The organism is Neisseria maigaei (genome assembly GCF_958267405.1).
In the GTDB taxonomy this organism is placed as follows: Bacteria; Pseudomonadota; Gammaproteobacteria; order Burkholderiales; family Neisseriaceae; genus Neisseria; species Neisseria bergeri.
This window is the reverse complement of record NZ_CATQFT010000035.1, coordinates 93177-110083: the sequence shown is the minus strand read 5'-3', so window position 1 is coordinate 110083 and position 16907 is coordinate 93177. Positions and strand designations below refer to the sequence as shown.

The following is a 16907-nucleotide window of genomic DNA, read 5'->3' as shown; positions in this document are numbered from 1 at the left end:
AGGGTTTCCTTAGTTTTTTAGTGTGGGAGGTTTTCGAACCACGGGCGGCGATTGTAATATAAGTGGCGGTATCTGTGTAGTTTTCTTCAGACGGCATGGTTTGGACGGTGGCGTTTTCCGTGTCATATATAGTGGATTAACAAAAACCAGTACGGCGTTGCCTCGCCTTAGCTCAAAGAGAACGATTCTCTAAGGTGCTGAAGCACCAAGTGAATCGGTTCCGTACTATTTGTACTGTCTGCGGCTTCGTCGCCTTGTCCTGATTTTTGTTAATCCACTATATGAACGAAATATATTTTCGGTTTTGCCGCCTGAAGTGTTGTTTTTTGAATATTGCATCTAAAATACTGACTTGATTGCGTTATTGCGCGGATATAGAATCTGCCTCCTATTGAAAGAATATTGTTTATATGAAATCAGGAAATTCGGAACCTAATCTTATGGATACGCACACGGACGAAACAAAACTTCAAAACACGCAAGTCAAACGCAAACGCCGCCTGCTGGTGTTAACGCTGCTGTTCGCGCTTGCCGCCGTCGCTGCCGTATCGGCGTTTTTTTTATGGTGGCAGCACGAAGAGGAAACGGAAAATGCTTATGTTGCCGGACGCGTAGTTCAGATTACGCCGCAAAAGGGCGGCACGGTGCGGAAGGTTTTGCACGACGATACGGATGCCGTGAAAAAAGGCGACGTGCTGGCGGTGTTGGACGACGATAATGATGTGCTGGCTTACGAGCGGGCAAAAAACGAGCTGATTCAGGCGGTGCGGCAAAACCGCCAGCAAAATGCCGCCACTTCTCAGGCGGGGGCGCAGGTTGCTTTGCGCCAAGCGGATTTGGCACGTGCGCAGGATGATTTACGCCGCCGGTCCGCTTTGGCAGAATCGGGAGCCGTGTCCGCCGAAGAGCTGGCACATGCCCGTGCGGCAGTGTCTCAGGCTCAGGCGGCAGTTAAGGCGGCTTTGGCGGAAGAGTCTTCGGCACGTGCGGCTTTGGGTGGTCAGGTCGCTTTGCGCGAACAGCCGGCGGTTCAGACGGCAGTCAGCAGGTTGAAAGATGCGTGGTTGAACCTTCAGCGGACGCAAATCCGCGCGCCGGTGGACGGTCAGGTGGCAAAGCGTTCGGTGCAGGTCGGGCAGCAGGTGGCGGCCGGTGCACCGCTGATGGCGGTGGTGCCGTTGTCGGATGTGTGGGTTGATGCCAATTTTAAAGAGACGCAGTTGCGGCATATGAAAATCGGACAGCCTGCCGAGCTGGTGTCGGATTTATACGGTAAACAAATTGTTTATCGCGGCAGGGTGGCAGGGTTTTCGGCAGGTACGGGCAGCGCGTTTTCGCTGATTCCGGCGCAAAACGCAACGGGCAACTGGATTAAAGTGGTGCAGCGTGTCCCTGTCCGTATCGAATTGAACCGTGAAGATGTGGACAGGCATCCGTTGCGCATCGGTTTGTCGATGATGGTAAAAGTGGATACTTCCGCTGCAGGCGCGCCTATTTCAAAAACGCCGGATGCCGTGTTGCCGGAAACTGAAGGCACGGATTGGTCGGAAGCCGACAGGCTGGTGGACGAAATTCTTGAGCAATACGCGCATTGATGCCGTCTGAAACGGAGAACACAATGGATTATCCACCGCTTAAAGGTGCGGCATTGGTATGGATTACGCTGTCTTTGGGGCTTGCCGTATTTATGGAAGTTTTAGATACGACTATCGCCAATGTCGCCGTTCCCGTTATCGCCGGCAACCTCGGTGCAGCGACCACTCAGGGGACGTGGGTCATTACTTCTTTTGCTGTGGCAAACGCCGTTTCCGTGCCGCTGACGGGCTTTTTGGCAAAACGTATCGGCGAGGTCAAGCTGTTTACCGCCGCCGCCGCCGGTTTCGTCATCACATCGTGGTTGTGCGGTATTGCCCCCAACCTTCAGTCGCTGGTTGTTTTCCGCATTTTGCAGGGCTTTATCGCCGGGCCGCTGATTCCCTTGTCGCAAAGCCTGTTAATGGCATCCTATCCGCCCGCAAAACGGACGCTGGCACTGGCATTGTGGGCAATGACCGTCGTTGTCGCCCCCGTCCTCGGGCCGATACTCGGCGGTTGGATTTCCGGAAACTGGCATTGGGGTTGGATTTTCTTCATTAATATCCCTATCGGTATCATATCGGCATGGATTACATGGAAACATTTGAAATATCGGGAAACGGAAACCGTTAAAATGCCGACCGACTATGTCGGGCTTACATTGATGGTAGTCGGTATCGGCGCGTTACAGATGATGCTGGACAGGGGTAAGGAACTCGACTGGTTCGCCTCTGGAGAAATCATTACCTTGGGCGTAGTTGCACTGGTGTGCTTGTCGTATTTTATTGTTTGGGAATTGGGAGAAAAATATCCGATTGTCGATTTATCGCTGTTTAAAGATCGGAATTTTACCGTCGGCGTAATAGCCACATCATTGGGTTTTATGGTGTATATGGGGACGCTGACCCTGCTGCCGTTAGTGTTGCAGACCAACCTGGGCTATACCTCCACGTGGGCAGGACTTGCCGCCGCACCTGTCGGCATCCTGCCTGTTTTCCTGTCACCCATTATCGGCAGATTCGGCAATAAGGCCGATATGCGCCTGCTCGTAACTGCCAGCTTCCTGACCTTTGCCTTTACTTTCTATTGGCGTACGGATTTTTATGCCGATATGGATATCGGCAACGTCATCTGGCCTCAGTTCTGGCAAGGTGTCGGTGTCGCCATGTTTTTTCTGCCGCTGACCACCATCACACTGTCGCATATGAAGGGCGGACAGATTGCCGCCGCCGGCAGCCTGTCGAATTTCCTGCGCGTGCTGATGGGCGGTGTCGGCGTATCCGTCGTCAGCACCCTGTGGGAACGGCGCGAAGCGTTGCACCACACGCGCCTTGCCGAACACATCACGCCCTATTCCGCAACATTGCACGAAACGGCCGCTCATTTGTCCCAACAAGGCATTTCCGACAGTCAAACCCTAGGCATCATCAACAACACCATCACGCAACAGGGCTTCATCATCGGCTCGAACGAAATCTTTATGGCGGGCAGCTTGTTATTCATTATCATGATACCCGTCATATGGCTGGCAAAACCGCCGTTCCACAATAATGGAGGGGGAGGGCATTAATACCCCCTGCCTCGACTAAAATGCCGTCTGAAAACACATGTGGAAACATGTTCGGACAGTATTTAGAATGCAGGTATCTGTGAAACCCGCTATAATCGCATTCCGTCTGTTTCGTATCGGCAAACGTTTCCCGAATGCAACAATCGGCAGGATAATTCACGTAAAACAGCCGTTTTTCTCTAAAACACTTGAACTAACACTGTTTTTCGTGGTATAAATTACGTTTTACTATTTTAGAAGTTTGGAGACTGACCATGGCACGAGTTTGCAAAGTGACCGGTAAGCGCCCGATGTCTGGCAACAACGTATCACACGCCAACAACAAAACCAAACGTCGTTTTTTGCCTAACTTGCAATCACGTCGTTTTTGGGTAGAAAGTGAAAACCGCTGGGTTCGCCTGCGCGTTTCTAACGCTGCATTGCGTACCATCGATAAAGTAGGCATTGATGTCGTATTGGCTGATTTGCGTGCTCGCGGTGAAGCTTAATTTAAACCCTTAGTTAAGGATTACTGCAATGCGCGATAAAATCAAACTGGAATCCAGTGCAGGTACTGGTCATTTTTATACCACTACCAAAAACAAACGCACTATGCCTGGCAAATTGGAAATCAAAAAATTTGACCCAGTTGCTCGCAAACACGTAGTGTATAAAGAAACTAAACTGAAATAATTTCCGTTTGGCAAACAAAGCCTCCGATTGTTCGGAGGCTTTGTTTTTAAGTATTGTAAATTTCTTATTTTCAGTCGGTGTCAGATGATATTGTGTAATCAGTCAACTTATACAGGGTAATGGATTTGTCTGTCGAACTTGAACGGCAATATAGCAGGCAGTCAAATAAAATGCCGTCTGAACATGTTTCAGACGGCATTTTTTATATGATTTTAACCAGTCAGTTGTTTGGTAATCAGCTTTTTCAGCGGCGGGAAATTGTTGCTGGCACGCAATACCAAGCCGCGCAACAGTTTTGCCGGTGCGGTCTCATTGGTAAACAGTTTCAGCATCATATTGGTTCCGTGATAAAGCGGCTGGGCATGCAGCATATGTTTGTTACTGTATTTTTCCAATAATGAAGATGCACCGATGTCTTGACCGCGCTGTTCGGCTTCGATAATCAGTTTGGCCAAGATGTCCGCACTGGAAAGTCCGAGATTAAAACCGTGTGCTGTTACAGGGTGCATACCCACAGCCGCATCGCCGATCAGCGCACTGCGTTTGCCGTAGAAACGTTTGGCAATCATGCCGACAAGGGGGTAATGGTGGATGCTGCTGACCAGTTCCATATCGCCGAGCCTGCCCTTGAGCTGTTCTTTTACGCTTGCGGCCAATTCTTCAGGCGAAAGGTTTTGAACGCTGTTGATTTTATCGGTATCGACGGTAATGACGGTATTGGTCAGGTGTTCTTCCAGTGGCAGCAGTGCGATGGTGCGTCCGTAATGGAAGCATTCGTAAGCGGTATGCTGGTTGGAAAGAGTATGTTTCATGCGGCAGACGAACATGGTTCGGCTGTAGTCGTGCATATCTGAAGAAATACCGAGTTGTCGGCGGGTTTGTGAGAAACGGCTGTCTGCTGCCAAAAGGAGACGCGCGGTCAGAATGTCTCCATTTTCCAAAAAGACTTGCGCTTCATTATCAGATGTTTTGACTTCTTTAACGGCCGTATCGGTCAGAATGCTGACATTGTCGAGTTGGGATACGACTTCGTAGGCAGCGCGTCGGATATTGTGGTTGGAAATCAAATAACCCAGGCAGTCGGCAGGCTCGCCGCGTGCTTCAGTCGGTTGGGGAAAGTGGAGTTGGTAATCGGAACGTCCGTTTAAGACTTTGGCATCGCGCAAAGGGTAGATTTCGTTTTCGGGAATTTTGTCCCACATGCCCAGACGCTGCATGATTTCGCGGGAAAAATGGGTCAGGGCGATTTCGCGTCCGTCATAGGGAGGATTTTGCAGAACAGTCAGTGGGCTGCGTTCGATTAGGGTAACTTTCAAACCGCTGCCGGCAAGTTCGGCTGCAAAACTTAAACCCGCCGGGCCTGCGCCGACGACGAGGATGTCGCTGTGTAAACTCATAAAATATCCTTTGCATAGGCGGATGCCGATGATTTCAGACGGCATTTGTAAGGGTTTGAATGCCGTTTGAACTATCTGTAACAGATAGGCGATTATATCAAAACCCACTGTTGAAGAAATATGCAGGGGAGGGTGTATGCGGATTTTTACTTTCAGCTTAATATGTATCAAATCGGGTGTGGGATATGTAAAAAGCCGCATCGTGAAAAGATGCGGCTTCAGGTATCGGTTGGATTATTCTTCAGAACCGGTGTAAGGACGGATGCTGACAGTTTTACGGTTCAGCGCGCCTTTGGTTTTGAATTCGACATAACCGTCAACTTTGGCGAACAAAGTGTGGTCTTTGCCCATGCCTACGTTGTCGCCTGCGTGGAATTTGGTACCGCGTTGGCGTACGATGATGGAACCTGCGGGAATCAGCTCGTTGCCGTAGGCTTTAACGCCCAAGCGTTTGGCTTCTGAATCGCGACCGTTGCGGGTGCTGCCGCCTGCTTTTTTACTTGCCATTTGTAATGCTCCTAAGTTTTAAGGTTAGGCGATTGCCACGATTTCGATTTGGGTGAAATTTTGGCGGTGGCCTTGGCGTTTTTGGTAGTGTTTGCGGCGGCGCATTTTGAAGATGCGGACTTTTTCGCCACGACCGTGTGCCACTACTTTAGCCGTTACTTTTGCACCTTCGATAAAAGGTGCGCCAACTTTTACAGATTCGCCGTCAGCAATCATCAAAACTTCGGTCAGTTCGATTTGGCTGTCGAGTTCGGCTGGTATCTGTTCTACTTTCAATTTTTCGCCGACGGAAACTTTATACTGTTTGCCGCCGGTTTTTACGACCGCGTACATACTCAACTCCATAAGGGTTATGGTTAATATCCGCACACCATTGTGCGAAACTCAGCATTGTATTGTTATTTGCCTGTTTTGTCAAAGTTTGCGCGGTTCGGATAACCATATGCCGTCTGAAAAGATGTGCCCTGATGGCTTTGCTGATATAATTGCCCGCTATTTGAATCAGCTTTCAAGCGGTATCTGCCGTTTGACGGAAACGTAAACCTGAGAGTCTGCCATGCTCGAGAATCTGCCCTATTTCCAGCGACATCTGCCTGAAGACCTTGCCAAAGTCAATGAAGTCATCAACTGTGCGGTGCAATCCGATGTCGCACTGATTTCGCAAATCGGTACATATATCATTAGCGCGGGCGGCAAACGCCTGCGTCCGATTATGACGATTTTGGCGGGTAAGGCGGTCGGTTATGATGACGGGAAACTGTATTCGCTGGCGGCGATGGTCGAGTTTATCCACACTTCGACGCTGCTGCATGATGATGTGGTCGATGAAAGTGATTTGCGCCGTGGGCGGGCAACGGCAAACAATCTGTTCGGCAATGCGGCGGCAGTGTTGGTTGGCGACTTTTTATACACGCGCGCCTTTCAACTGATGGTTGCCTCGGGCAGTATGCGCGTTTTGGAAGTGATGGCGGATGCGACCAACATTATTGCCGAGGGCGAAGTCATGCAGCTGATGAACATCGGCAATACGGACATTACCGAAGAACAATATATCCAAGTCATCCAATATAAAACGGCAAAATTGTTTGAAGCTGCCGCTCAAGTCGGCGCAATTTTGGGCAAGGCTTCCCCCGAACACGAACAGGCGTTGAAAGACTACGGTATGTATGTCGGTACGGCATTCCAAATTATTGACGATGTGCTGGATTATTCGGGAGAAACCGAAGAAACAGGTAAAAACGTCGGCGACGATTTGGCGGAAGGGAAACCGACCCTGCCTTTGATTTATCTGATGCGTCAGGGTTCCGAACAGGTTGCGAACGATGTGCGTACTGCTTTGGAAAATGCAGATCGCAGCTATTTTGAGAAAATTCACGATTATGTCGTCCGTTCGGATGCTTTGGCATATTCGATAGGCGAGGCGCGCAAAGCAGTTGATTGTGCCGTTGCCGCCTTGGATGCCCTGCCTGACAGCGAAGTGAAGGATGCCATGATTCAGCTGGCGAAGGAATCTTTGGTCAGGGTGTCGTAACCGATGAATTTCAGTTTTGTTCCCCTGTTTCTGGTTACGCTGATTCTGTTGGGTGTGGTCAGCAACAACAATTCGATTACCATCTCGGCAACCATATTGCTGCTGATGCAGCAGACGGCATTGGTACAGTTTGTCCCGTTGGTCGAGAAGCATGGGTTGAATCTCGGTATCATTCTTTTAACCATAGGGGTTTTGAGTCCGTTGGTTTCAGGAAAGGCGCAGGTGCCTCCTGTTGCCGAATTTTTGAATTTTAAAATGATATCCGCCGTTTTTATCGGTATTTTCGTGGCTTGGCTGGCGGGACGCGGCGTGCCTTTGATGGGACAGCAGCCGGTATTGGTAACGGGCTTGCTGATCGGTACGGTCATCGGGGTGGCATTTATGGGCGGTATCCCTGTCGGGCCGTTGATTGCTGCCGGCATCTTGTCTTTTGTTGCCGGAAAGGTTTAAAATCTCCCTTTTCATTTCGGCTCGCCATAGTTCAACGGATAGAACGTATGCCTCCTAAGCGTAAAATACAGGTTCGATTCCTGTTGGCGAGGTTTAAGCCCTAAAAACGGGGTTTCCAAGCCGATGTAATGCGTAATAATCGGCGATAGCAAACCAAAGTAAAACAAGCCTTTCAGCGATATGAAAGGCTTGTTTTCCATTGTATGGAAACTTTTCTGCCCGGAAACGGGGTATGTTTTTTTGGGACGCATTTTTTAATGTGGATAATATGGCAGAAGAAGAAAATATTAATTTTGATGATGGCATAAAAACCTTTTTACTCGGCTGTCAACGGGGATGGTTAAAAAAGTAATGCACCCTTTGATGGGGCGCAATATATAAGGGAGGAAAGGCGTATGCCGCCCGTTTGCTAGGATATATGGAAATATGCCGAATTTGCAAGGCGGTTGTTTTTTTGATAATCTGTTCGCCGATAATATTCAATAACAAAAGTTATATTGGTATAACAATGAATAAATTTGGGGATAAGGTCGTATGAGCGTAGGTTTGCTGAGGATTCTGGTTCAAAACCAGGTGGTTACTGTTGAGCAGGCCGAGCATTACTACAAGGAGTCGCAGGCGGGTAAGGAAGTGTTGCCGATGCTGTTTTCAGACGGTGTCATTTCGCCTAAATCCCTTGCGGCACTGATTGCCAGGGTGTTCAGTTATTCGGTTCTTGATTTGCGCCATTATCCGCGCCACAGGGTGCTGATGGGGGTGTTGACGGAAGAGCAGATGGTGGAGTTCCACTGTGTGCCGGTTTTCCGTCGGGACAATAAAGTATTTTTTGCGGTTTCCGATCCGACCCAGATGCCGCAAATTCAGAAAACCGTGTCTGCCGCAGGGATTACGGTCGAGTTGGTCATTGTCGAGGATGACCAGTTGGCGGGTTTGCTCGATTGGGTGGGGTCGAGATCGACATCGCTGCTTCAGGAGCTTGGGGAGGAGCAGGAGGAAGAGGAAAGCCACACCCTGTATATCGACAATGAGGAGGCGGAGGACGGCCCTGTTCCGAGGTTTATCCATAAAACTTTGTCGGATGCCTTGCGCAGCGGGGCATCGGACATTCATTTTGAGTTTTACGAACACAATGCCCGTATCCGTTTCCGCGTGGACGGGCAGCTTCGCGAGGTGGTTCAGCCGCCTATTGCGGTAAGGGGGCAGCTTGCTTCCCGGATTAAGGTGATGTCGCGTTTGGACATTTCCGAAAAACGCATACCGCAGGACGGCAGGATGCAGCTGACCTTTCAAAAGGGCGGCAAGCCTATCGATTTCCGCGTCAGCACTTTGCCGACGCTGTTTGGCGAAAAGGTTGTGATGCGGATTTTGAACTCCGATGCCGCGTCTTTGAACATCGACCAGCTCGGTTTCGAGCCGTTTCAGAAAAAATTGCTGTTGGAAGCGATCCATCGTCCTTACGGTATGGTGCTGGTAACCGGCCCGACGGGTTCGGGTAAGACGGTGTCGCTCTATACCTGTTTGAATATTTTGAATACGGAGTCGGTAAATATTGCAACGGCGGAAGACCCTGCCGAGATTAACCTGCCGGGCATCAATCAGGTCAACGTCAATGAGAAGCAGGGCCTGACTTTTGCCGCTGCTTTAAAGTCTTTCCTGCGTCAGGATCCGGACATCATTATGGTCGGTGAGATTCGTGATTTGGAAACTGCCGATATTGCGATTAAGGCGGCACAAACAGGGCATATGGTGTTTTCCACCCTGCACACCAATAATGCGCCGGCGACGTTGTCGCGTATGCTGAATATGGGTGTCGCGCCGTTTAATATTGCCAGTTCGGTCAGCCTGATTATGGCGCAGCGTCTTTTACGCAGGCTGTGTTCGAGCTGCAAACAGGAAGTGGAACGTCCGTCTGCCTCTGCTTTGAAGGAAGTCGGTTTTACCGATGAGGACCTTGCAAAAGATTGGAAACTTTACCGCGCCGTCGGTTGCGACCGTTGCCGGGGGCAGGGTTATAAAGGGCGTGCGGGCGTGTATGAGGTTATGCCCATCAGCGAAGAAATGCAGCGTGTGATTATGAACAACGGTACGGAAGTGGATATTTTGGATGTTGCCTATAAGGAGGGTATGGTGGATTTGCGCCGGGCCGGTTTGTTGAAAGTTATGCAGGGCATTACTTCATTGGAAGAGGTAACGGCAAATACCAACGATTAGGTTTGAGAATGAAAATGCCGTCTGAAGCGTGTTTGTTTCAGACGGCATTTGACTTTCAGGGTACTTGCCGGGAAGGTGGGGCGGTCAGCGGTATGCCCCGTCGGGTTCGGATATTTCCGGCAAACTTTCCGTTTGGTCGGAAACCGTATATTTCCTGTCTGCCCATCCGCCCAAGTCGATCAGTTTGCAGCGTTGCGAACAGAAGGGGCGGAATGCGTTTTCGAGTTCCCATACTACTGCTGTTTGACAGGTCGGACATTTGACTTGAAGGCGTGTTTGCTGCGATTCAGTCATTGTGTTTTCCTTGTGTTGGTTTTGAGGCGAAAATCCCTGAATAAAACGCGTGCAGGCGCATTGTTTTCTCACGCAGGCTTTTGAGGCTGCCGTCATTGAGCAGCACATCGTCTGCAAGCAGTAGGCGTTCGGATTCGGATGCCTGATGGCTGATGACGGCAGCCACCTCGCCGCGCGTCAGCCCGCTGCGGGCCATCACCCTGCCGATACGTTTTTCCAAAGGTGCGCTTATGGTCAGGACACGCCGTATCAGGCTGATAAATTGACGTTTTTCCGTCAGCAGCGGAATTTCGACAATGCCGTAAGCCGCATCGGTAAAGGTTTCTTGCTGTTTTTTGATTTCTGAGAAAATCAGCGGCAACATCACGGATTCGAGCAAGGCTTTGCGCGATGGGGAGGCAAAGATTTCTTTACGCAATATGTCGCGCCGCAACAAACCCTGTGTGTCGAAAACGGTGTCGCCGAACAGCCGCCTGATTTCCGGCAGGGCGATGCCGTCTGAAGCCGTCAGCGAGTGCGCCGCCGCGTCCGCATCGATGCGCGGCACGCCCAAATCGGCAAAACATTGCGCGGCTGCCGATTTGCCGCTGCCGATTCCGCCGGTCAGCCCGACCCATACCGTCATCTTACAGCACCGGATGGGTCAGCCACCAGTTGACCGCCCGCCATACGGAATCGTTTGCCGTAAAAATTATCCAGCCCGAAACTGTCAGTGCGGGGCCGAAGGCAAAATGCTGCCCCTTGGCGATGCGCATAACGATTGCCGCGACCAAACCGATCAGTGAGGAAACAAAAATCAGCACGGGCAATGCGGATATGCCGAGCCACGCGCCCAATGCGGCAATCAGTTTGAAATCTCCGTTGCCCATACCGGTTTTTCCTGTGAGCAGTTTATACACTGCACATAAGAGCCATAATGAACCATAGCCGGCGACCGCACCTAAAACGGCAGACTGCAAAGGCACGAAGCCGCCGTCCAAATTAAATATCAGCCCCAGCCAAATCAAGGGCAGTGTCATCGAGTCGGGCAGGTATTGGGTGTCCGCATCGATAAAGGTCAGGGAAATCAGAAACGCGGTCAGCACCAATCCGCCCAGCGTAATCCAAGACCAGCCGTATTGCCAGGCGACCAGCCCGAACAATACGCCGGTCAGTAGCTCGATTAAGGGATAACGTATGCTGATTTTGGTGCGGCAGGAAGCGCATTTGCCGCGCAGGAGCAGGTAGCTGACAATCGGGATGTTCTGCCACGCGCGTATCGGTGTGCGACATTTCGGACAGCAGGAATCCGGCTTCATTAGGTTGAAGGTACGGCTTTCCTCGTCGGTCAGCGGCAGGTTTAAATGTTCTTTGGCAAATACCGTCCAGCCGCGTTCCATCATAACGGGCACGCGGTAAATGACGACATTCAGGAAGCTGCCGACCAGCAGCCCCAAAACAGCCGCCAAAGGTACGGCAAACGGAGGCAGTACAGATAAAGCAAACATATTTTGCCCTCGATATATTCAAAGCAAAAACAAACCGGCGCAGAACCAATCCGCGCCGGATCCGTATGACGGGTCAGCCGACCACGTTGCCCAAGTTGAACAGCGGCAGATACATAGCGACCAGAAGCGTACCGATGACCAAGCCCAAAATCACAATAATAATCGGCTCCATCATAGCGGACAGCCTGCCGACCGCATTGTCCACCTCGTCTTCATAAAATTCGGCGGCTTTGTTGAGCATATCGTCCAAAGAACCCGATTCCTCGCCGATGGAGGACATCTGCACCATCATATTGGGGAACAGTTCCGTCGCACGCATCCCCGAAGTCATAGACAGGCCTTGGATGACGCGCGTACGGATTTCCCGGGTGGCTTCTTCATAGATTAAATTGCCCGCCGCGCCGGCGGTGGAGTCCAAGACATCGACCAAAGGCACGCCTGCCGCAATCAGTGTCGCCGTCGTCCTGCCCCAGCGGGCAATCGTCCCTTTGCGGACGATGTCTCCGAAAATCGGCATACGCAGCAGCAGGGCATCCATACGCCGTTGGATTTTAATCGAACGCGCCTTCAATTTGAGGAAGCCGTATATGGCAAAGCCGAGTGCGATCAGCACCATCCAGCCGTATGAGACGAAAAAGTCGGACATATCCATCACTGTTTGGGTCAGTGCGGGAAGCTCCGCGCCCATATTGGCGTAAACCTCTTTAAAGGCGGGCAGTACGAAAATCATCATCACGAATACCAAACCGATGGCGACGGCGATGACGGATACCGGATAGGTCAGCGCGGTTTTTACCTTTTTGCGGATGGCCTGGGTTTTTTCCTTGTAAACTGCCAATTTGTCCAACAGGCTTTCCAACACGCCGCCCGTTTCGCCCGCCGCAACCAGGTTGCAGTAGAAGCGGTCGAAATATTTAGGGTGGTTGGAGAATGCGCGGCTCAACGTGCTGCCCTGTTCCACATTGCTGCGGATTTCCATCAGCATTTCCGTCATAGACGGGTTGCCGTGTCCGCGCGCCACAATTTCAAACGCCTGCATCAACGGAAGGCCAGCTTTAATCATCGTGGACAGCTGGCGGGTGAAGACGGTGATGTCTTCTTGTGTGATTTTGCGCTTGGAGCTTGTTTTCACACGGGTAATCTGCAACGGGCGGATGCCGCGTTTGGCCAGTTTTTTGCGCGCCTCTTCTTCGGTAAACGCGGATACTTCGCCGTTGACCAGTTTGTCGGAGGCGGAATGCCTGCCTTCAAAGATAAAGCGTTTTTCTTTCTTTGCGAACAAAGAAAATCCCCCATTTTTAGCCATATTCTAGCCCCGTAAAGTAATTGGAACAAAATGTAAGAAATATCGTTAAAAAACAGTATCGGCGTGTTCCCGGCAAGATGGAAACCACCGACATCCCGCCTGCGGGCGGCAAACGGGACGGAATCGGGTGCAATTATACCTTATTAAACGGTTGTCTGACATCTATGCATCTGCAATGTTTCAATATGCAGTGCAGCACACAAGGTGCAGCCCTTTATTGCCCTGATTTGGAAGGGTCTGTACTCCTTTCGAATAAACCAAAAATCTATTGTTTTCAGAGGTACGTTCTAACCGGTAAGGAAGTTTTTCGGAATGCCCGTTTATTTTTAAAAGACCGGTGTGAGGGTGTTTTGTGGTGTTTGGAAAACAAGATGCAGTCTGAAAACGGTTGTCTTCAGACGGCATGGGGCAGGCGGATGTATCAGGATTCGGACGGTTTGCCTTTGGTTTTGATGCCCAGCGTCAGGACGGCGGCGACGGCGAGGAAAATGCCGGCGAAGGTCATGGCGTTGGCAGGGTTTGCGCCGAGGAAGGTGTTGTAAACCCAGCCGAAGGTTACGGTTTCGATCAGCATGGGGATGACGATCATCATGTTGACGATGCCCATGTACACGCCGTAACGCGCTTTGGGGATGGAGTTGACGACAATCATGAACGGCACGCCCATCATACTTGCCCAACCTGCGCCGAAACCGATCATGGGTGCGAACATGAGGTATTTGTCGGAAATGTGGGGAATGGCCAACAGTGCGGCGGCAGCAAGGGAAACGGCGAAGGCGTGGACGTATTTGGCGGCGTATTTGCGCGCGAGCCACATCAGTCCGAACGCGGAAACGAAGGTTACGATGTTGTAGAAACCGTTGACTAGGCCCGTCCAGGCGACTGCCTGTTCGTAGGCGGCTTTGTCGGCGGCGGTCGAGTGCCAGACGGATTGGACGATGCTGTGGGAGATGTATTGCCAGTAGATGAAGAGGGCGTACCACTGGAAGAGGTACACAAGGGCGAGCTGCCACAGGGTTTGGGGCATTTCTTTGATGGCGGCGAAGATGTCTTTGACCGCGCCCAAGGGATTGCCCGTTTTGGCTTTCAACTCGGCGGCTTCTTTGCCTGTGGGCATTTTTTCCTGCGTGGAGAGGATGGTAATGAGCACCGAGCCGATGGAACAGACTGCGCCGATGTAGAAAGAGCCGAATACCCAGTAGGGGATGCCTGCTTCGGAGGTCTGCTTGAGCCAGCCGATTTGTTGGAAGATGTAGAGGGAGACGTTTGCCAGCGTGATGCCCAAGCCGGTAAACACGGACTGCATCAGAAAGCCGGTAGGCTGCTGTTTCTCGGGAACGGTGTCGGCAACGAAGGCGCGGAAGGGTTCCATGGCGGTGTTGTTGCTGATGTCCAAAAGCCAAAGCAGCATCACGGCGACCCACAGGGCGGTAACGTGCGGATAGATGAAGAGGCAGAGGCTGCACCCGATTGCGCCGATGAGGAAATACGGACGGCGGCGGCCCAGGCCGGGTATCCAGGTGCGGTCGGACATTGCGCCGATGATGGGCTGCACGAGCAGTCCGGTAATCGGTCCCGCCATATTGAGGACGGGCAGTTGTGCGAGGTCGGCCTGAAGGAAGCTGAAGATGGGGTTGATGGCGGTCTGCTGCAAACCGAAGCTGTATTGGATGCCGAAGAATCCGAAGTTCATCAGCATGATTTGGCGAAGCGTCATTGCCGTTTGTGGGGAAACCTTCATATCGACCTGCTCCTGAGGAAAATGGGAAGAAACAACAATTTGCGAAGCGGTGTGCCGCTTTCTTTTGCCAACCGTGCCGTCGTGCGGCATTTTGTAGGTATCTTACAGACGATAACCCCCGTCTTTTATTCGATTACAAAGAATAGCACAAGTCTTTTGCATCCTGCACCCCCATCGGTATCCTGCTTGATAAAAATCAATTCTGCCGCCGTCTGAAAGCAGGGCGTAGTGTTTCCGTGATTCGCCAAAGCGTCTGCCGTTTGTTAAACTACATTCTGCTACATTTTAATCCGGTTCTGAAAAATCAAGGAAAACAGATGGATGCCTTTACCCGTGCATGGCATGCGCTCGAACGCCACAATCAGGATACGCGCCACATTCTTTTACGCGACCGCTTTGCTGCCGACCCCGGCCGTTTTGAGCGTATGCACGAGCGTTTGGACGGGATGTTGTTCGATTACAGCAAAAACCGTTTGGGCGAAGATACGCTGCAACTGCTCTGCAATCTTGCCGACGCGGCGGATTTGGAAGGGAAAATGCATGCTTTGCGGACGGGTGCGAAAGTCAACGGCAGCGAGGGGCGTGCCGCGCTGCATACGGCTTTGCGCCTGCCCGACGGTGCGGATGCCGTTTATGCGGACGGCAGGGACGTGTTGCCCGAAATCCGCCGCGAACTTGACCGCGCTTTGGATTTTGCACGCGGTTTGGACGACGGTTCGTATCAGGGGGTAACCGGAAAACGGATTACGGATTTTGTCCACATCGGCATAGGCGGCTCCGACCTCGGGCCGGCAATGTGCGTGCAGGCACTTGAGCCGTTCAGACGGCATATCGGCATTCATTTTGCCGCCAACGCCGATCCTGCCTGCCTGGATGCGGTTTTATGCCGTCTGAACCCTGAAACAACGGTGTTTTGCGTTGCCAGCAAGTCCTTCAAAACGCCTGAAACCCTGCTCAATGCAGAGGCGGTCAAGGCGTGGTATCGCGGTGCGGGGTTCTCGGAATCCGAAACGGCGTGCCATTTTTGCGCGGTGTCTGCCGATACGGAAGCGGCGCAAAGTTTCGGCATTGCGGCGGAACGTGTGTTTGCGATGTACGACTGGGTGGGCGGACGCTATTCCGTCTGGTCACCCGTCGGTTTGCCCGTGATGGTTGCGGTCGGCGGGGCGCGTTTCCGCGAACTGCTAGCGGGGGCGCACGCGATGGACAGCCATTTTTTCCACACGCCGCCGCGCCGCAACATTCCCGTGCTGATGGCGCTGATTGCCGTGTGGTACAACAATTTCCAGCACGCGGACGGGCAGACCGCCGTTCCGTACAGCCACAACCTGCGCCTGCTGCCGGCGTGGCTGAACCAGCTCGATATGGAGAGTTTGGGCAAAAGCCGCGCTTCAGACGGCAGTCCCGCCGCGTGCAAAACGGGCGGCATCGTGTTCGGCGGTGAAGGGGTCAACTGCCAGCACGCCTATTTCCAACTGCTCCACCAAGGCACGCGCCTGATTCCCTGCGACTTTATCGTCCCGATAACGGCGCAGGGCAGGGAGGACGGACGCAGCCGTTTTACCGTTGCCAACGCCTTTGCCCAAGCGGAAGCCTTGATGAAGGGCAAAACCTTGGACGAAGCACGCGCCGAGTTGGCGGATTTGCCCGAAGCGGAACGCGAACGCCTCGCGCCGCACAAAGAGTTCCCCGGCAACCGCCCCAGCAACAGCATCCTACTCGACCGCCTCACGCCCTACAATTTGGGTATGCTGATGGCGGCTTACGAACACAAAACTTTTGTGCAGGGTGCCATCTGGAACGTCAACCCCTTCGATCAGTGGGGTGTGGAATACGGCAAACAGTTGGCAAAAACCATCATCGGCGAACTGGAAGGCGGCACGTCCGTACACGATGCCTCGACCGAAGGGCTGATGGCGTTTTACCGCGAATGCCGTCTGAAAGGCGGCGGCGCGGCATAAAGGCACTGTCGCCGTTCTGTATTGATTCGGGTGCGGAAAAGGCAATGCCTGCCGCCTGCCCGATTCCGAAACGCCAATGTTCGGCAACCGCCCGCGTATTGCTGACGAATATGCGTTTGCGTGGCACAATAGCGCATTCATTTCAAATGAACATACTGCCTGAAAATACCGGCAAACGTCCCACGAAACATCTCACATAAGGAAA

The 16907-nt window shown here is 52.0% G+C and carries 17 protein-coding genes, 1 tRNA gene and 1 riboswitch; of the genes, 10 read left to right on the top strand and 8 right to left on the bottom strand.

The genetic code is table 11. The annotated features are described in order from the left end of the window. Nucleotides 1–3 precede the first annotated feature (3 nt). Nucleotides 4–48: riboswitch (PreQ1 riboswitch) on the bottom strand. A gap of 392 nt (nt 49–440) precedes the next feature. The 4 genes from Q3O06_RS06085 to rpmG all read left to right on the top strand — a co-directional run bounded on the left by Q3O06_RS06085 (nt 441) and on the right by rpmG (nt 3817). Then, entirely contained in the window at nt 441–1595 is a 1155-nt protein-coding gene (locus Q3O06_RS06085) for an HlyD family secretion protein (RefSeq protein ID WP_301818098.1), read from the top strand. A gap of 23 nt (nt 1596–1618) precedes the next feature. After that, the gene (farB, locus tag Q3O06_RS06080) at nt 1619–3145 is read left to right on the top strand and encodes a fatty acid resistance MFS efflux transporter permease subunit FarB (RefSeq protein WP_301818145.1); all 1527 of its coding nucleotides are present in this window, start codon (nt 1619–1621) and stop codon (nt 3143–3145) included. Between the two features lie 254 nt (nt 3146–3399). Then, the gene (gene rpmB / locus Q3O06_RS06075) at nt 3400–3633 is read left to right on the top strand and encodes a 50S ribosomal protein L28 (protein WP_002216391.1); all 234 of its coding nucleotides are present in this window, start codon (nt 3400–3402) and stop codon (nt 3631–3633) included. Between the two features lie 28 nt (nt 3634–3661). Then, nucleotides 3662–3817 carry a 50S ribosomal protein L33 gene (gene rpmG / locus Q3O06_RS06070; RefSeq protein WP_002212306.1) on the top strand — a complete coding sequence of 52 codons (156 nt, stop codon included), beginning with the start codon at nt 3662–3664 and terminating at the stop codon, nt 3815–3817. Nucleotides 3818–4029: 212 nt separating this feature from the next. Here the strand turns inward: rpmG and ubiM are convergent, their stop codons facing one another. From ubiM to rplU, 3 genes are all read right to left on the bottom strand, one after another. Continuing rightward, nucleotides 4030–5214, bottom strand: a complete 1185-nt coding sequence (gene ubiM / locus Q3O06_RS06065; protein ID WP_301818097.1) for a 5-demethoxyubiquinol-8 5-hydroxylase UbiM — start codon at nt 5212–5214, stop codon at nt 4030–4032. A gap of 234 nt (nt 5215–5448) precedes the next feature. After that, the gene (gene rpmA, locus Q3O06_RS06060; protein ID WP_002212328.1) at nt 5449–5721 is read right to left on the bottom strand and encodes a 50S ribosomal protein L27; all 273 of its coding nucleotides are present in this window, start codon (nt 5719–5721) and stop codon (nt 5449–5451) included. Nucleotides 5722–5745: 24 nt separating this feature from the next. Further along, nucleotides 5746–6054: a 50S ribosomal protein L21 gene (rplU, locus tag Q3O06_RS06055; RefSeq protein ID WP_002216394.1), complete on the bottom strand. Its 309-nt coding sequence runs from the start codon at nt 6052–6054 to the stop codon at nt 5746–5748. 223 nt (nt 6055–6277) lie between these two features. On the opposite strand from rplU, the gene Q3O06_RS06050 reads away from it, so the two are divergent. The 4 genes from Q3O06_RS06050 (at nt 6278) to pilB (ending at nt 9913) form a co-directional block, all read left to right on the top strand. Continuing rightward, nucleotides 6278–7252, top strand: coding sequence for a polyprenyl synthetase family protein (locus tag Q3O06_RS06050; protein WP_301818096.1), 975 nt, complete (start codon nt 6278–6280; stop codon nt 7250–7252). 3 nt (nt 7253–7255) lie between these two features. Continuing rightward, nucleotides 7256–7702 (top strand): DUF441 domain-containing protein, encoded by a 447-nt coding sequence (locus Q3O06_RS06045; RefSeq protein WP_301666924.1) that lies wholly within the window; start codon nt 7256–7258, stop codon nt 7700–7702. Nucleotides 7703–7722: 20 nt separating this feature from the next. Then, nucleotides 7723–7794: transfer RNA gene (locus tag Q3O06_RS06040), tRNA-Arg, on the top strand. Nucleotides 7795–8236: 442 nt separating this feature from the next. Further along, nucleotides 8237–9913: a type IV-A pilus assembly ATPase PilB gene (gene pilB, locus Q3O06_RS06035; RefSeq protein WP_301818095.1), complete on the top strand. Its 1677-nt coding sequence runs from the start codon at nt 8237–8239 to the stop codon at nt 9911–9913. 84 nt (nt 9914–9997) lie between these two features. Here the strand turns inward: pilB and Q3O06_RS06030 are convergent, their stop codons facing one another. The 5 genes from Q3O06_RS06030 to Q3O06_RS06010 form a co-directional block, all read right to left on the bottom strand. Beyond that, complete coding sequence (locus Q3O06_RS06030; protein WP_301818094.1) at nt 9998–10207, bottom strand: DNA gyrase inhibitor YacG; 210 nt, start codon at nt 10205–10207, stop codon at nt 9998–10000. Continuing rightward, entirely contained in the window at nt 10200–10832 is a 633-nt protein-coding gene (coaE, locus tag Q3O06_RS06025) for a dephospho-CoA kinase (RefSeq protein WP_301818093.1), read from the bottom strand. Before coaE ends, Q3O06_RS06030 begins: the two co-directional genes overlap by 8 nt. A gap of 1 nt (nt 10833) precedes the next feature. Continuing rightward, nucleotides 10834–11694 (bottom strand): prepilin peptidase, encoded by an 861-nt coding sequence (locus Q3O06_RS06020; RefSeq protein ID WP_301818092.1) that lies wholly within the window; start codon nt 11692–11694, stop codon nt 10834–10836. A 73-nt stretch (nt 11695–11767) separates the two neighbouring features. Continuing rightward, nucleotides 11768–13000 (bottom strand): type 4 pilus assembly protein PilG, encoded by a 1233-nt coding sequence (pilG, locus tag Q3O06_RS06015; RefSeq protein ID WP_301818091.1) that lies wholly within the window; start codon nt 12998–13000, stop codon nt 11768–11770. 421 nt (nt 13001–13421) lie between these two features. After that, nucleotides 13422–14741, bottom strand: coding sequence for an MFS transporter (locus Q3O06_RS06010; protein ID WP_301818090.1), 1320 nt, complete (start codon nt 14739–14741; stop codon nt 13422–13424). A gap of 317 nt (nt 14742–15058) precedes the next feature. On the opposite strand from Q3O06_RS06010, the gene pgi reads away from it, so the two are divergent. Beyond that, nucleotides 15059–16702 carry a glucose-6-phosphate isomerase gene (pgi, locus tag Q3O06_RS06005; RefSeq protein ID WP_301818089.1) on the top strand — a complete coding sequence of 548 codons (1644 nt, stop codon included), beginning with the start codon at nt 15059–15061 and terminating at the stop codon, nt 16700–16702. Beyond that, nucleotides 16672–16902, top strand: a complete 231-nt coding sequence (locus Q3O06_RS06000; RefSeq protein WP_301818088.1) for a hypothetical protein — start codon at nt 16672–16674, stop codon at nt 16900–16902. The genes pgi and Q3O06_RS06000 overlap by 31 nt, the downstream gene beginning before the upstream one ends. The last annotated feature ends 5 nt before the right edge of the window (nt 16903–16907 follow it).

Coding starts and splice junctions, on each gene's coding strand:
- pilB (WP_301818095.1), top strand. CDS start 8,237: ATGAGCGTAGGTTTGCTGAGGATTCTGGTTCAAAACCAGGTGGTTACT.
- rpmB (WP_002216391.1), top strand. CDS start 3,400: ATGGCACGAGTTTGCAAAGTGACCGGTAAGCGCCCGATGTCTGGCAAC.
- Q3O06_RS06045 (WP_301666924.1), top strand. CDS start 7,256: ATGAATTTCAGTTTTGTTCCCCTGTTTCTGGTTACGCTGATTCTGTTG.
- Q3O06_RS06010 (WP_301818090.1), bottom strand. CDS start 14,741: ATGAAGGTTTCCCCACAAACGGCAATGACGCTTCGCCAAATCATGCTG.
- Q3O06_RS06000 (WP_301818088.1), top strand. CDS start 16,672: ATGCCGTCTGAAAGGCGGCGGCGCGGCATAAAGGCACTGTCGCCGTTC.
- Q3O06_RS06030 (WP_301818094.1), bottom strand. CDS start 10,207: ATGACTGAATCGCAGCAAACACGCCTTCAAGTCAAATGTCCGACCTGT.
- pilG (WP_301818091.1), bottom strand. CDS start 13,000: ATGGCTAAAAATGGGGGATTTTCTTTGTTCGCAAAGAAAGAAAAACGC.
- Q3O06_RS06020 (WP_301818092.1), bottom strand. CDS start 11,694: ATGTTTGCTTTATCTGTACTGCCTCCGTTTGCCGTACCTTTGGCGGCT.
- farB (WP_301818145.1), top strand. CDS start 1,619: ATGGATTATCCACCGCTTAAAGGTGCGGCATTGGTATGGATTACGCTG.
- pgi (WP_301818089.1), top strand. CDS start 15,059: ATGGATGCCTTTACCCGTGCATGGCATGCGCTCGAACGCCACAATCAG.
- Q3O06_RS06085 (WP_301818098.1), top strand. CDS start 441: ATGGATACGCACACGGACGAAACAAAACTTCAAAACACGCAAGTCAAA.
- coaE (WP_301818093.1), bottom strand. CDS start 10,832: ATGACGGTATGGGTCGGGCTGACCGGCGGAATCGGCAGCGGCAAATCG.
- Q3O06_RS06050 (WP_301818096.1), top strand. CDS start 6,278: ATGCTCGAGAATCTGCCCTATTTCCAGCGACATCTGCCTGAAGACCTT.
- rplU (WP_002216394.1), bottom strand. CDS start 6,054: ATGTACGCGGTCGTAAAAACCGGCGGCAAACAGTATAAAGTTTCCGTC.
- ubiM (WP_301818097.1), bottom strand. CDS start 5,214: ATGAGTTTACACAGCGACATCCTCGTCGTCGGCGCAGGCCCGGCGGGT.
- rpmA (WP_002212328.1), bottom strand. CDS start 5,721: ATGGCAAGTAAAAAAGCAGGCGGCAGCACCCGCAACGGTCGCGATTCA.
- rpmG (WP_002212306.1), top strand. CDS start 3,662: ATGCGCGATAAAATCAAACTGGAATCCAGTGCAGGTACTGGTCATTTT.